The organism is Pseudomonas sp. GR 6-02 (genome assembly GCF_001655615.1).
Lineage (GTDB): Bacteria > Pseudomonadota > Gammaproteobacteria > Pseudomonadales > Pseudomonadaceae > Aquipseudomonas.
This window is the reverse complement of the sequence record NZ_CP011567.1, coordinates 6,311,735-6,326,846: the sequence shown is the minus strand read 5'-3', so window position 1 is coordinate 6,326,846 and position 15,112 is coordinate 6,311,735. Positions and strand designations below refer to the sequence as shown.

At 55.8% G+C, this 15,112-nt stretch carries 11 protein-coding genes; all 11 read left to right on the top strand.

The genetic code is table 11. The features are described 5' to 3' along the window. Position 1: 1 nt before the first annotated feature. The 11 genes from icmH to PGR6_RS28160 all read left to right on the top strand — a co-directional run bounded on the left by icmH (position 2) and on the right by PGR6_RS28160 (position 15,078). Positions 2-877 carry a type IVB secretion system protein IcmH/DotU gene (icmH, locus tag PGR6_RS28205; protein WP_018927447.1) on the top strand — a complete coding sequence of 292 codons (876 nt, stop codon included), beginning with the start codon at positions 2-4 and terminating at the stop codon, positions 875-877. Between the two features lie 13 nt (positions 878-890). Further along, positions 891-4,430, top strand: a complete 3,540-nt coding sequence (tssM, locus tag PGR6_RS28200) for a type VI secretion system membrane subunit TssM (RefSeq protein ID WP_064621118.1) — start codon at positions 891-893, stop codon at positions 4,428-4,430. Continuing rightward, positions 4,430-5,158, top strand: a complete 729-nt coding sequence (locus PGR6_RS28195) for a PP2C family protein-serine/threonine phosphatase (protein ID WP_019580447.1) — start codon at positions 4,430-4,432, stop codon at positions 5,156-5,158. Before tssM ends, PGR6_RS28195 begins: the two co-directional genes overlap by 1 nt. Then, positions 5,155-6,171 carry a serine/threonine-protein kinase gene (locus PGR6_RS28190; protein ID WP_064621117.1) on the top strand — a complete coding sequence of 339 codons (1,017 nt, stop codon included), beginning with the start codon at positions 5,155-5,157 and terminating at the stop codon, positions 6,169-6,171. The genes PGR6_RS28195 and PGR6_RS28190 overlap by 4 nt, the downstream gene beginning before the upstream one ends. 28 nt (positions 6,172-6,199) lie before the next feature. After that, positions 6,200-8,236, top strand: coding sequence for a type VI secretion system Vgr family protein (locus PGR6_RS28185; protein ID WP_064621116.1), 2,037 nt, complete (start codon positions 6,200-6,202; stop codon positions 8,234-8,236). 5 nt (positions 8,237-8,241) lie between these two features. Beyond that, positions 8,242-9,258, top strand: a complete 1,017-nt coding sequence (locus PGR6_RS28180) for a tetratricopeptide repeat protein (RefSeq protein WP_064621115.1) — start codon at positions 8,242-8,244, stop codon at positions 9,256-9,258. Between the two features lie 16 nt (positions 9,259-9,274). Beyond that, a complete protein-coding gene (locus PGR6_RS28175) occupies positions 9,275-11,983 on the top strand; it encodes a glycoside hydrolase family 24 protein (protein ID WP_064621114.1) in 2,709 nt (902 codons plus the stop codon). 12 nt (positions 11,984-11,995) lie between these two features. Next, positions 11,996-12,553 (top strand): hypothetical protein, encoded by a 558-nt coding sequence (locus PGR6_RS29805; RefSeq protein WP_082920909.1) that lies wholly within the window; start codon positions 11,996-11,998, stop codon positions 12,551-12,553. A gap of 248 nt (positions 12,554-12,801) precedes the next feature. Continuing rightward, the gene (locus PGR6_RS28170) at positions 12,802-13,557 is read left to right on the top strand and encodes a lysozyme inhibitor LprI family protein (RefSeq protein WP_064621113.1); all 756 of its coding nucleotides are present in this window, start codon (positions 12,802-12,804) and stop codon (positions 13,555-13,557) included. A gap of 44 nt (positions 13,558-13,601) precedes the next feature. Beyond that, positions 13,602-14,600: a hypothetical protein gene (locus PGR6_RS28165; RefSeq protein ID WP_237229568.1), complete on the top strand. Its 999-nt coding sequence runs from the start codon at positions 13,602-13,604 to the stop codon at positions 14,598-14,600. Between the two features lie 55 nt (positions 14,601-14,655). After that, complete coding sequence (locus PGR6_RS28160; RefSeq protein ID WP_064621111.1) at positions 14,656-15,078, top strand: hypothetical protein; 423 nt, start codon at positions 14,656-14,658, stop codon at positions 15,076-15,078. Positions 15,079-15,112: the final 34 nt, after the last annotated feature.

Below are 15,112 nucleotides of genomic sequence, written 5' to 3'. Positions count from 1 at the left end.
CATGATCAAGGACATGGAACACACCCAGGACGACAAAACCGTCCTGCTCGACCGCCAGGGCCACGGCCCGGCCTCGAGTCCGCTGACTGACTTCGCGGCACCGCCGCGTTTTGAACAGTTGGAAGAACGGATGATCTATGCCGCGCGCCTGCGCCCGGCCGAAGCGTTCAACATCAGCCTCAATTCGCTGGTGGCGGCGGCGTCCGAGCTGCTGTCGGAAGTGGTGCGGCTCAAACACAGCGACACCCGCGAAGACCTGTACGCGCTCAACGAGCGGCTGACCGCCGGGCTGAAACTGTTTGAAGTGCGGGCGCTGCACAATGGCGCCGAGAGCAGCCAGGTGATGGCCGCCCGTTACGTGCTCTGCACCGTGGTCGATGAAGCCGTCGTGACCACGCCGTGGGGCAACGAAAGCGAGTGGTCGCAGATGAGCCTGCTCAGCAGCTTCCACAACGAAACCTTCGGTGGCGAGAAGTTCTTCCAACTGCTGGATCGCCTGTCGAAAAACCCGGTCAAGCACCTGCCGATGCTGGAGCTGATGTACCTGTGCCTGTCCCTCGGCTTCGAAGGCAAGTACCGCGTGCAAGCCCGCGGCATGCTCGAACTCGAAGGCATCCGCGACGCTTTGTATCGGCAGATTCGCCAACTGCGCGGCGACGTGCCTCGCGAGTTGTCGCCGCATTGGGAAGGCTTGAACGATCAGCGTCGCAGCCTGGTGCGCATCGTGCCAGCGTGGATGGTGGTGCTGTTCACCGTGGTGTGCCTGGTGGTGATGTATTCGGGCTTTGCCTGGGTGCTGGGCGAACAACGCGAAACCGTTCTGCAACCTTATCAGCAGCTTGATCCGGCCACGGCTCAGCCGCAGTCGAAGCCGTAAACAGGGACGTGTGATGAAAAAGTTTTTCAAGAAAGTCGGCGCATTCCTGCGCCAGACCTGGGTATGGACCCTGTTGCTGGTGCTGTTCGTTGCGCTGCTGGTGTGGTTCGTCGGGCCGCTGCTGGCGGTCAATGACTACAAATTCTGGGAAGATTCGACCTCCCGTTTGCTGACCATCAGTGTGCTGTTCCTGATCTGGGGCCTGACCATGGTCTTCGTCAGCTGGCGCGCCGGTGTGCGCAAAAAGGCTGTGGAAGCCACCGAAGACGGCCAGGACCGCATTCGCCGTGAAGAGCTGATCGACGAAGAAGAGAAAGAGTTGAAGGTGCGTTTCAAGGACGCCCTGAAAACCCTGAAGACGTCGAGCCTGTATCGCGGCCGCAGTGAACGCTGGCGCAGTGATTTGCCGTGGTACTTGCTGATCGGCCCGCAGGGCAGCGGCAAGACCAGCCTGCTGGACTTCTCGGGCCTTGAGTTTCCGATCAACAAGATCGACCGCAAACTCACCCGCGACACCCTCGGCACGCGGCATTGCGACTGGTACTTCGCCGACCATGGCGTGCTGATCGACACCGCCGGGCGTTACCTGACCCAGCCGGATGCCGAAGTCGATGGCAGTGCCTGGAGCACCTTGCTCGACCTGCTGCGCAAGCGTCGCCGCAACCGCCCGTTGAACGGCGTGCTGGTGACCATTCCGGTGGAAACCCTGCTGGGCGGCAGCGAGCAGGACCTCGAAACCCTGGCCCGCCAGGTGCGTGCGCGCCTGCAAGACGTGCATCAAAAACTGCACGTCGATGTGCCGATTTATCTGGTGTTGAGCAAGGCCGATCGCCTGCTCGGTTTCGACGAGTTCTTCGATCAACTGACCCGCGAAGAAAGCGATCAGGTCCTCGGCACCAGCTTCCGCAAAGAGCAGAGCGGCACCGATGTGGCCGTGCTGCGCGCCGAGTTCGAAGAGCTGCTGCGTCGCCTCAACAGCCAGGTGATCATGCGCATGCACCAGGAGCGCGACACCCAGCGCCGTGGCCGCATCCTCGACTTCCCGCATCAACTGGGGCAGATCGGCGAGCGCCTGTGCCTGTTCGTCGACCTGGCGTTCACCGGCAACCGCTACCAGCGTGTCAGCCAGTTGCGCGGTTTCTACCTGACCAGCGCACCGCACCTGACTCAACAGATGGACCAGACCACCGCCAGTATCGGCGCCAACCTGGGCATGAGCGCCGGCATGCTGCCAACCCTGCGCAGCGGCCGTTCGCGGTTCATTCACCATTTGCTCAGCCGGGTGATCTTCCCCGAGGCCGACCTGGCCGGTCTGGACAAGCGCGAGCGCAGCCGCATCCACTGGGGTCAACGTGCCTTGTACGTGGGCGCACTGGCGGCATTGGCGCTGTTCGGCATGCTCTGGGCGGGCGGCTTCTCGGCCAACTATGAGCGTCTGGAAAACCTGCGTTCCCTGGCACAAACCTGGAACCAGCAACGCTCGGCCCTGACTGCGCGCGATGATTCCATGGCGGTGCTCAAGACCCTCGACACCAGCTACGCGGCGACACAAGTGTTCCCGAACAAAGGTGACGTGTCGTACCACGAACGTGGTGGCCTGTACCAGGGCGAAGACGCCAATCCGGTGGTCAAGAGCGCCTACGAGCGTGAGCTCGAAGCGCAACTGCTGCCACGGGTTGCGACGCTGCTGGAAGGGCAGATCCGCGCCAACATGAAGGACCGCGAACGCCTGCTCAACAGCCTGCGCGCATACCTGATGCTGAACATGAAAGATCGCCGCGATGCGGCATGGCTCAAGGATTGGGTCGCTACCGAATGGTCCCAGCGTTACGCCGGCAACACCGCGGTGCAGAACGGTTTGAACACCCACTTCGAGCGTTTGCTCAAACAGCCGTTTATCTACCCGCTCAACGAACAACTGGTGGCGCAGGCGCGTCAGGTGCTGCGCAGCGAGTCGCTGGCCAACGTGGTTTACCGGATGCTGCGCGAGCAGGCTCGCAGCCTGCCGGAATACCGCCTGAGCCAACACATCGGCCCGCAGGGTTCGTTGTTTGTCGGCACCGATTACGTGATTCCGGGGTTCTACACCCAGCAAGGCTATCAGCAGTATTTCTCGGTCCAGGGCGCTGCGCTGGTCACCGATATCCTGCGTGATAACTGGGTGCTGGGCGAAGGCTCGGGCATCAGCGGCATGGACTTGCGTCGCCTGATGGTCGAGCTGGAGCAGCTGTACTTCCGCGACTACGCCAACTTCTGGAGCGAAGCGGTCGGCCAGGTGGCTCTGCCCGCGATCAGCGATTTCAGTGAGGGTGCCGAGCAACTGGCGGGCCTGACGTCGGCCAATTCCCCGGTGCTGCAACTGCTGGTGGAAGTGCGCGAGAACACCCGTTTCCCGGCGGAAGCCGAACCGGTTGATGAAGCCGCCGATGCCGCCGCGAAACTGGGCGAGCAGAAGGGCAAGCTCGGCAAGTTGGGCAAACTGGCGTCGGCCGCAGCGGACGCGGCGTCTGACATGGCCGCGACCAAAAACCTGCCGGACACCGCGAAGAAATCCCTGCAACGTCGCTTCGAACCGCTGCACCGCTTGCTGGATGACAATAACGGCCCGGCCGCTGATTTGACTCCGGCCCTGCAAGCACTCAACGACCTGCAAATGCAAATGGCGAGCCTGGCCCGCGCCAGTTCACCGGAGCAGGCCGCGTTCGAAATGGCCAAGACCCGCATGAGCGGCCAGCGTGATGCGCTGAGCACCCTGCGCAATGCGTCGAACCGTCTGCCGCGCCCTGTCAGCGTGTGGTTCAACGTGCTGGCCGAAGACACCTGGCGTCTGGTGCTCAACGATTCTTATCAGTACCTGAACCAGCGTTATCAGAGCGAGCTGTACAGCTTCTACGGCAAGGCGATCAACAAGCGTTACCCGTTCAGCGCCCACAGCACCAGCGACGTCGCGATCAGCGATTTCCGCGAGTTCTTCAAGGCCCAGGGCATCGCCGATCGGTTCTTTGATACCTACATGCGTCCATTCGTCAGTGGCGACCCAGGCAACTACCGCCTGCGCAGCATTGACGGTCACAGCATGCCGATCTCCAAGGTCTACCTCGACCAGATGGCCGCGGCACAAGTGATCCGCCAGAGCTTCTTCGCCATCAACCCGGCCGAGCCGCAAGTGCAGTTCAAACTGGAGCCGTACACCCTCGACCCGGCGGTCAGCCGTTCCGAGTTCAAGTTTGGCGACAAGACCATCGAATACCGCCACGGCCCGATCGTGCCGGTGTCGTTCAAATGGCCGACCGATGCCGAAGACGGTCGCACCAGCCTGGTTCTCGACAAAATGGCTGGCCGCCCGATCGGCATCGAGAAGAACACCGGCCCATGGTCGTTGTTCCGTCTGTTCGACCTGATGCAGACCGAGTACCTGACCGGTCGCGACGTGCTGGTGCTCAAGGCTGATGTGGGTGGCCTGCGCGCCAACTACTTGCTGTCGAGCCAACGCACACCGAACCCGTTCGACATGGGCGTGCTGCGCACCTTCCGTATGCCGGTGCAGCTCTGATGCTGGTTGCCAGCCCCTGGCGCAGCGCTGCGCGTACCGATCCGGGCAAGGTTCGGGCGCGCAACGAAGATGCCTTTCTCGACTGTCCACAGCAGGGGCTGTGGGTGGTCGCGGACGGCATGGGCGGTCATCAGGGTGGCGACATCGCCAGCCAATTGATCGTCGCCAGCCTGGCGGAATTGCCGGTGCAGGACGACTTCGACGAACGACTCAAAGGCATTCGCCAGTGCTTGCACTGGCTCAACCGCCGCTTGGGTCAGGAGTTGACCGTCACCGCCGGCCGTCACGACAGCATCATGGGCAGCACCGTGGTGGCGCTGCTGGTGGAAGGTAATCGCGCGGCCTGCATCTGGGCCGGCGACAGCCGCTGCTACCTGTGGCGCGGCCAGCGTTTGTATCAGCTGTCCAAGGACCATTCGCTGCAACAACAACTGATCGACGAACAGAACATGAGCGTCGAAGACGCTCGCGCGCATCCTGCCGCTCATGCGCTGACCCGTGCGGTCGGCGCTGCCGAGCAACTGACGCTGGATGTGTTGGAACTCGAGGTCTATCCCGGCGATGCGTTTCTGTTGTGCAGCGACGGTTTGTATCAAGGGCTGACCAGCGATGCCCTGGGCAACGCCCTGAGCCTGACCGCGCCGCACGTTGCGCTGGAGCGTCTGTTCGACGGCGCTCTGCGTGGCTCGGCCCGGGATAACCTGACTGCCGTGGTGATCCGCCAATGACTGAACTCATGCCACCGATCGACGACTTGCTGGTGACCGAGGAAGAAGCCAATAACCTGACTTACTTCGCGTTCGCCAAGCCTCTAAACGGAAAGCCGCATCAGGCCGAACCCGCGCTGGCGCCGACCCGGGCCAGCATCGGTGAACTGCCCGACGTGCTCGCGGGGCGTTACCGCATCGAGCGTCTGCTGGGGGCCGGTGGCATGGGCGCGGTTTACCGTGCGCGGGATCTGCTGCGCGAACAGTTCGGCGACCCCGACCCTTACATTGCGCTGAAAATCCTCAGCGAAGAATTTTCCGAATCGCCGGACGCCAGTGCCTTGCTCTACAGCGAGTTCACCCTGACCCGACGACTGCGCCACGACAACGTGCTGCGTTTGCACACCTTTGAAGTGGACACCGACTGCCAGCGTGCCTTCATCACCATGGAACTCATGCGTGGGCTGACCCTGGACAAATTACTCTGCGAGCGGCCCCTGGGCCTGCCGTGGTTCGAGCTGCGCGACATCGCGCTGCCGCTGCTCGACGCGCTGGCCTACACCCACGCCCGCGGCGTGCTGCACGGCGACATGAAACCGAGCAACGTGATGCTCAGCGAAGAGGGCGTGCGTCTGTTCGACTACGGCCTCGGCCAGGCCGAAGAGGGCATCTTGCCCGGCCTGCCGCACCTGAGCCGCGACCGCTTCAACGCCTGGACCCCCGGCTACGCCGCCCCCGAACTGCTTGAAGGCCAGCCACTCTCGGCCAGCGCGGACGTGTACGGCGTGGCCTGCGTGCTCTATGAATTGGCGGGCGGCAAACACCCGTTCCGCCGCTTGCCGTCGACGGAAGCCCGCGACGGGCGCCTCGACCGCGAGCTGCACGCACCTCGGAATCTACCCAAACACTGCTGGCCAGCCCTGCGAACGGCGCTGGCTTTCGATGCGGCCAAGCGCACCATCACCGCCGCCCAATTGCGTGACGCCCTGGGCGCCACTTCGTCTTTGCTGCAACGCCTGCGACTGCGGGCGTAACGGATGACTACCGAACAGGGAGCAAGCAATGTTCAACTCAGCTAACGAAACGCACTTCAGCCTCACCGTCGAAGACTACGTCGGCAACCTGCAAGTGCTGTCGTTCACCGGCACCGAAGGCATCAGCCAGCCGTATCGATTCGACCTGGAACTGGTCAGCGAAAACCCGGACCTGGACCTGGAAAAACTCCTGCACAAGCAGGCGTTCCTGGCGTTCGACCCGAAAGGCAGTGGCATCCACGGCCAGATCTACCGCGTCGCCCAAGGCGATGCCGGCAAGCGCCTGACCCGCTACAAAATCTCCCTGGTGCCGCACCTGCAATACCTGCATCACCGTACCAACCAGCGCATCTACCAGCAGATGTCGGCGCCGAAAATCATCGCCCTGATCCTCGAAGAACACGGCATCAAAGGCAACGCCTACAAATTCCAGTTGAGCCAGCCGTGCCCGGACCGCGACTACTGCGTGCAATACGACGAAACCGACCTGCACTTCGTCCAGCGCCTGTGCGAAGAAGAAGGCATTCACTACCACTTCCAGCACAGCGAAAAAGCCCACCTGCTGGTGTTCGGCGACGACCAGACCGTGTTCCCCAAACTCGGCCAGCCCACCGCCTACGTCCAAGGCAGCGGCATGGTCGCCGACGAACCGGTGATCAAAGGCTTCAAACTGCGCCTGGAAACCCGCACCGGCCGCGTCACCCGTCGCGACTACGACTTCGAAAAGCCCAACCTGCGACTCGAAGCCGGCTATAAACCCGACGGCGAAAGCACCGAACCGGACCTCGAAGACTACGACTACCCCGGCCGCTTCCTCGACCGTGCCCGCGGCAAATTCCTCAGCCAGCGCGCCCTGGAACGCCACCGCGCCGACTACCAACAAGCCGAAGGCCATGGCGACCAGACCACCCTCGTCAGCGGCCACTTCGTGGAAATGTCCGACCACCCACGCACCGAGTGGAACGACCTCTGGCTGCTCACCGAAATCGTCCACGAAGGCAAACAGCCACAAGTGCTCGAAGAGGCGGTGACCAGCGACACCACCGACAACAAAGACGACTTCCACCAGGGCTACCGCAACCGCTTCCTCGCCACCCCGTGGAACGTGTTCTACCGCCCGGCCCTGGAACACCCAAAACCCCGCGTGCTCGGCAGCCAGACCGCCATGGTCACCGGCCCCAAAGGCGAAGAAATCCACTGCGACCAATACGGCCGCATCAAAGTGCAATTCCACTGGGACCGCGAAGGCCTGGCCGACGACAAAACCAGCTGCTGGATGCGCGTCTCTTCGAGCTGGGCCGGCGACCGCTACGGCGCCATCGCCATCCCGCGCATCGGCATGGAAGTGCTCGTCACCTTCCTCGAAGGCGACCCCGACCAACCGCTGGTGACCGGTTGCCTGTACCACAAGGAAAACCAGGTTCCCTACGACCTGCCGACGAACAAAACCCGCACCGTCTTCAAAACCCTCAGCTCACCAGGGGGGGGTGGGTACAACGAACTGCGGATCGAAGACAAGAAAGGGGCGGAGCAGATCTTTATTCATGCCCAACGGGATTGGGATGAAAACATCGAGCACGACCAGAAGATTCGGGTGGGGAATGAACGCCACGACACCGTGGTGAAGAACACCTACACCGAGCTGAAGGCCGAAGAGCACCGCACCACGATTGCTGATCGCAAGACCGAAGCGCGGATGGATGATCACCTGACGGTGGGGCAGAACCAGCACGTCAAGCTGGGGACTGCGCAGCTGACCAGTGCCGGGAAGGAGATTCACCTGAAGGCTGGGGACAAGATTGTTATCGAGGCTGGGATGGAGCTGACCGTAAAGGCGGGAGGGAGCTTCATCAAGCTCGATGCGGGTGGGGTTACCGTGGTTGGGCCGGTGGTGAAGATTAATGCCGGTGGATCTGCAGGCTCGGGGACCGGGATTGGGATTAAGCCACCGGTGCTGCCGGGGGCGGCGGATAAGGATAAGGCGGGGAGTTTGATGGATCAGGCGTTGGGGAATGCTCCGCCTGAGAAGGTTAAACCGAAGGCTTTTTTTGTGTTTTCTGAGTGATCGACATGAATGGTGTTTTGAAGAAGAGCAATGGCTTCGCTTTAGCGGTTTTCACCGCCTCGCTGCTGAGCCTGTTTCATGGCAGCGCTTATGCGGATGAATGCCCGTCCGAAGATTTTTCCCAGTTCCTTCCGGCGTTCTCTGCGAATGCTGAAACTCAGCAGCGGTTGACTGCGATGACGGTGAAGTCGCTGGTTTTGAAACCGGTGGGAGAGCATGGAGTTTTTGAGCCACAAACGACGGGAGTTAACAGCTCCAATTTGGCGTTTCCGCTAATGGCGCCTGTGGGCACAGACAAGACTGAGGGTGTTGAGGTCGAAGCGATCGACGATAGTCATTTCAACGTAGTGGATAAGCGAGCGGGCAACAGCAACATCAAGATTTTCAACTTTTCTCGCCAGGCGTGTTGGGTTCTGGAGGGCGTTGAGGATTGGTCTGTCAGCGAGAAGGACCTTGTTGTGGCGAGCTCTCCGACCATGAGTACTGCAGAGAATTTTTGTTATCAGCGTGCAGAAGCATTTGGTGGATTGGGGGCTGGTGAATACCGGCTGACTCGAGAGTTTTTCGAAGCGTCGTTGGAAAATTATGTGTGCGCGGCAGCTTCTGGTGATCCACAGGCTAGTTTGAATGCAGCGAGTTTGAGCCTTTCAGGAATGGCGTCGCAGTTGGAGACGGAGAAGGTCGAGATCTTATTCAAAGCAGCGGCAACCACCCTTGCTGATGGTGCCGCTGCACTTTCAACATTTTACTGTTATGGGAATAACGCCGTACCGGAAGGTCCGTGCCAACATCCGGAATTGGCTGAAAAGGAGCTCATTCGGGCTGCATCGATGGGCTCGGCTGATGCCCTGAACTACTTGGGTTATTCCTTTGAAGATGGGGTGCTTGTGACCAAAGACATGTCGAGAGCAATAGCGTGCTATCGCCTCGCCGCCGACAAGGGTAACGACACCGCTGTTAGAAACCTGAAACGACTGAACAAGCAAAGTACTGACGCCACCAAATCCAGTTATTGCTATTGATTTGCAGGAAGCAAAAATGACCGAACCACTTGATTTAAGACATCCATACATCAATAGCGGTTACGTTTACCTGATGGGCGGTACCGGTCTAAAAACGAATGCTGCTGGGCAAAAAGAGATTGACTGTTCTCATATGGTGAACCTGTTGCTTACTGGCGCTGGTTATAAAATTCCATATGAACAAACGGAAGTAATGGAGACCTCAGATTATTATACTGAAGTAATGCCTGAGGACGTAAAGGAGGGTGATATAGCCCTTTGGATCAACATACTTCCGCTCAAGGGAAGCAATAAACCTCTTTTTCATACTGGCATAGTTATGGAGTTTAACTCCAAGACTGGAGCCGGAAAGATCTTCGGTGCACAATCTAAGAACGGACCCTCCGAGGCGTTTTTTGGTAGTAAGCCGCCAGCATACTATTGGCCTGTCCCAACAAAATTCTTAAGAGCGAAAGAACAGTTTAGAACAGGTGAGACGCAGGCTCCAGAGCCAGCTACGGAAGCTAAGCCGACCAGCCCAGCGCCAATCATGAGTTTTCAGTATCCCATTCGGAAGCCAGATGGAAGTCAGTATGAAAACTCAGACGAGATCTATTCGGTTCTTGATAAAGAGGTATCAGGGTACTATTTGTTGGGGGGGCACAATTTTTGGCACGGTGGGATTCATATAAGCGAGCTGAGTGCGCCCCAATGTATAAGTGATCAGCCTGTTCGATGTATTGCTGATGGAGTTGTGGTTGCCTACCGCTTAAATGAAAATTACGTCAATTCAAAGTTCGATGGGAGCGGAGTCAAGCTGGATTTAAGTTATTCAAGTTCATTTTGCTTGGTTAGGCATGACTATAAGGTGCCTGGAAAGTCTGGCGAAAAAGGTAGTGCGGCCTCAGAGGATATAATGACTTTCTTCAGTCTTTATATGCATCTTTTACCCTATTCGCACTATCCATCAGATGGCAAGGTTGAGAGATTGAGGCCTGTATACTGGCAGGGCAAAGTTCGGGCCACGGTTACTGCGAAAGGTTTACAGCTGCGTAATCCGCCAGAGTCAAAAGTCAATGGTGCGGAGGCAGGTGATCCAATAAGCGCTGACATGGTTTTGTGCACTTCCAGTGTTATTGAGTTTGATAGCGAAAAAGTTCTAAACTTAAAAATAAAAAATAAGCTGCTAAAAATGGCTGAATGCACCTTTGTGCCAAGTAATTCAGAACCACCTACTGGCTTGAAAAAAGGTGGTTCAGTTCCACCTACCTTCTGGGCGTGTGTGGAAAATGATAAATCTAACCATCTTGTTGATTGGGCTCCTGTAACACCTACAGATTTTGACAACGTGGTGATCACAAATACCGCAATCAAGGCGGGAGATCCGATTGGGTACCTTGGTTTGAATGAGGTGTTGGCAGGCCCCGCTGGAGGAAAATCAAGTAAGCATCAGGTTCACATTGAGGTTTTTAGTAGCGATGATATCGCTAGTATTATAAAAAATCCGAAAGAGTTGACGAGTGGGAATCAACACATTGTTCTTGATGTTGGTATGGACCTATATGGAAAGTCTGAAGCTGGTGGAAAGATATCATTTTCTCCAAAGCAATCACCTCTTACAAAAAAAATTATTGTTCCTGCAAGTAAGGCGAAGATTGCTAAAGATTCAGACGGGAAAGAGTGGTATGGGCTCTCAATAAAAGACGGGCCTTCTCTATTGGAAGGGTTCTTGCGAAAAGAAGGTGCTACGGTACTTAGTCAGCATGACTGGGAGAAGTTGGGGTTCAGTGTCGTCAAAGAAAGTAATGAAAGTGCTGATGGTTTTTTAGATGTTGAAGCTATGCCGGATTTTTTTAAGACAATTTACTCCGAAATTGATAAGAAGGGAGTGGCTGACGGTAATGTCACTGTTGAGGAATTGCAGGCGGGACTTCGAGACACAGAACTCCGTGGTCGTTGGACTAAGCTTATTGCCTATCATCCCACGGAGTGGCAGGCAAAATCCTCTGAAGCGAAGTGGGCACGACTGAAGGAAATCCTTTTAGAAACTCCCGCAGTGCTGAAGCTCGAGCAAGAAAGGATTGATAAACTTGTCTTCTGGGACGAATTGGCGGGGGGCATGCAGATTGCGTTGCCAAAGTCCGTTTATCACTTTCATCCGATAGCATTTATCGATAATTTAAAGAAGATTCACGTCCTTACTCTTGAAGAGGCCCGCATACGTGCTTTCTTGAGGATGTTAAAGATTGGGGAGGGGACAACCGGTCTGATAGGGTACGAGCATTTGTTTGGTGGTGAATCGTTTGTTAGGGACTATGGAAAAACGTTCGCTGATCACCCTGATTTAATGATGAAAAAAACCGTTAAAAAAACAGGGAAGAAAATATGGTCAAGCGCAGCCGGTGCCTACCAAGTCATGGCTTATGTGTGGAAAGATAAGGGCACGATCAAGCTACGGGAAAAATACGGAATTACGAGTTTTTCACCTGAGATGCAAGACCGGTATTGTGTCGTGGTGCTGAAGTATCGCAGAAAGGCGCTTGCCGAGATAATGCGTGGCGATATCAAGGCAGCGATTAATTTGTGCAAGGATGAGTGGGCGAGTTTGCCTGGATCGAATTATGATCAGCCCACGATGGAGCTCGATGCCACTTTGCGGTCGTACCAAGAACTGGTGGAGCAAGAGCTCGCTGGTGAAAGCGATTTGCCGTTGAAAATTGGTTCTATTTCAGATCTTATAGAGTAGGAGTATTTGCGGATGTTCAAGAATAGAACTGCTGTTTTTTTTCTGTCGTTTTTATCGTCAGGCATTGCTGTGTCTTCTCCAGGTGCTGAGTCGTATGTAAAAAAAGATGTCATGGATTGTGAAGGAATTAAAGTTGAGTTGGTGTCGAGTTGCCAGAAAGATACGGTAGAGATATCCCAGCCGCATGGGGGGCTGCCTGTATGTACAGATCAAGTTATTAAAATAAATGGTAAAGAAAATCGTCGTAAAATTGATAAGGTCTCTCAGCTTACAGACTCCGGAAGAAAAGTTAAGTCTTTATCAAATGTTGTAGTTTCTATGGCTTGTATTAAAGGCAGCAAAGAAAGCGTGGTGTCTATAGGTGGTTTTGGTGGATGCGGCTCTTGCCCTGAGTGGCACGGTTATTATTCAAAGGAAGGAAAGCTGATTTATCATGTTTTTAGTAACTCATATAAGTTATTTGATACTTCCGGATCTTATGAGGACTTGCTTAACAAGTATGGTGTTAAGGAGAGGGATCTAGTTGACGAGAGTCGGTTTGCGCAGAAAGTTGAATATGACAATCCTTAATCTCTTCTGAGTAAAGGGGGTGGATTTATTTGTTGCGCTCAATGGCTTTGGTCATGGTGGGGAGCTTAAATAGATCTGTCCCGTTTATTATAGTAAGTTTCGCCGGTCATTATATTGAGTGAAATGGGGACAGGCCACGTTTCAATAATGATCTGAAAAACGTAGTCTGTCCCCGTTTTTATGCGTTTTTATGGTCTTACGCAACGTGTAGTTGAGCGATCTGTAATTCAGGGAATGAAAAATTGAATATGTTTGTGCGCTGTATCGCGTTGTCCTTTGGATGCCTGTTTGCCTCCATCGCGATGGCCAAGGACGAATGCAAAGAGACCACCGTGAGCTGGCAGATCGATCTGTGCGTGGAAGCGGCACGCAAAGAAGCCGACGTACAGCTCAATGCTAGTTACAAGAAACTGCTAGCGCGGTTCGAGTCTCAGCAGCGGCGCGACCCTGAACAGGGCAAGGCGTTGATGGCGATGGCCAGAGAGGCCCAGCGCGCGTGGATCAAGCTGCGCGACACCACGTGCCCGCTCGAAGCCACGGAAAGCGAGCCCGGTGTGGCGCTGCATGTTACGACTATCAACAACTGCGTGGCCAGAATGAGCCTGGAGCGTGCGGCTTATCTGGACACTATCGTCGCTGATGAGCCGGGTAATGTGGTTGATCTCAACAAGGTGTTCCTGTCCGGCTCCCAGCGCTTCGGCGATGTCGTGGCGCGTTATGTCAGCACCTTTGGCAGCCCTTGTTTGACGGTTCAGATTTTGGCGCCTAACGGCGGTTGGAGAGTGCTTTCCTCCAAGCGGTTTTGCAGTTTTGACGGCAAATCGTTTTGGGATGGCTATGCCAGTGCGTTGTTTGAGGATCATGCATTTGCTGCCGATGGTTTACACCTGACGCTCAGCTTGTTCGAGCTTCGTGGGGACGGAGAGAAGCGTCTCGCCTGCGTGATTCCGATTCAGAATGAGCAAATCAAAGAACTGAAGTGCGGCGCTCCTGAAGCAGCGTGAAACCATCAGTGTAAATATTTGAAGATTGATCAACAGGGAAGTGGGTGGAATTGGCCAGGCTCTTAAGTTTTATTGCTGCGCTCGGATGCATGGTCGGTTTGTCGGCTCAACCGGCATCGGCAAGTGACCTACAAACCATAGGCGAGCTGCATCCGCCGGTGGTTGCTTCGTTGGGTGATCAAAAGATCACGGTGTTCTTTTTGAAGAACAACCTTAAAGGTCAGGTTGGGGGCGTGCATGTGCCTGATGCTGAAATTTTCTACGCCCCCATGAATGCGGTGAAGCCTTCGCTGAATTATGTGTGGAAGGTCGAAGGCGAACAAATTGCTTCGGTGTTCTTCTTCGAGCGCAAATTCCCTGAGCGAGCGGGGAAGTCCATGTTTGTTCTGACAAAACACAAAGTCTCGCACAGCCATTTCGAAGGTGATTCCTATTCGGTGCTGGAACTGCCGCTCTTCAAGGACGGCGATCACTTGTCCTTGCAGTTTTTTCGCGGTGACCCGCCAGACCCTGAGTTGCAGAACTGCCGCGACGGTCTAAATCTGGAAGATGACGTAGAAGTCGAGTGTGCTTACAAGGATGCGGCGAGCATTAAGAAGCGCTTGGCAGACTTGGATGCAAAGATGATTGCGAATTCAAAACTGGGTCAGGGCAACCGTCAGAAGACACTACAAGCCGATGGTGACGCGGCCAGTGACTCTTGCCCCTCGACCGACTTTTCAACGTTCCTCTCAGCTTTCTCCGAACGCGCAGACGTGCAGAAAGCCTTCGTCCAACAACCGCTGAAAATGGTCACGACTGTGGCGGGAGATCCCGAGCCTGAGATGGAAAAACGCAGCGTCAGCGGCGATCAGATCAAGTTTCCAATCATCCCGGATCGCGGGAAACGAGAGGCCGATGGTCTTACGTTGACCGTCAAGGAAGAACGGGGCAACAACGCCACGGCGATCCTGCAGAAGCCGGATACCGATTATGTCTTCGAGTATCAGTTTGTTCGTGGGGAATGTTGGCGGCTTGCAGAAGTCTCGGATTTTTCACTTTAGGCATGCGGTAAGCTCGCACGTCATCGTTTTCAAAAAAATGAGATCAGAGGGATCTGTGAAGAAGTTATTTTTAATGCTGTTGTTGGTATTGCCGCTGACGGCCCGTAGTGAGATCACAACACAGGTCTCGTGTTTCCGTTCGCTGGAAGGTAAAAACATCAATTTCGAATTCAGAACCTATTACGACTCGGTCACCCAATGGAGCGGCGCGGGGGTTAGGTATAGCAAGTCAAAGAAGGCCATTCCTCTCGTCTATCGGAACACTGTGGAAGAAGTCATGACGGAGGACGGGCCTTATCAGTTCACGACGACTTGGGTGGAGGTTTCTGACGGTGTGGTGACGGGGGAGTATGAAAGGGCGACTCAGGGGGCTCGGGTAAACTCGATGTACTACACGAATTACAAATCCGGTAAGAAATATTCGTTCGATCAAGATATCAGCATGGAGGCGTCACCAGAGACAGGCTGTCAGTGGTGAGTCGAGATCATCGAGAAAGGGGACTCAACGTCCC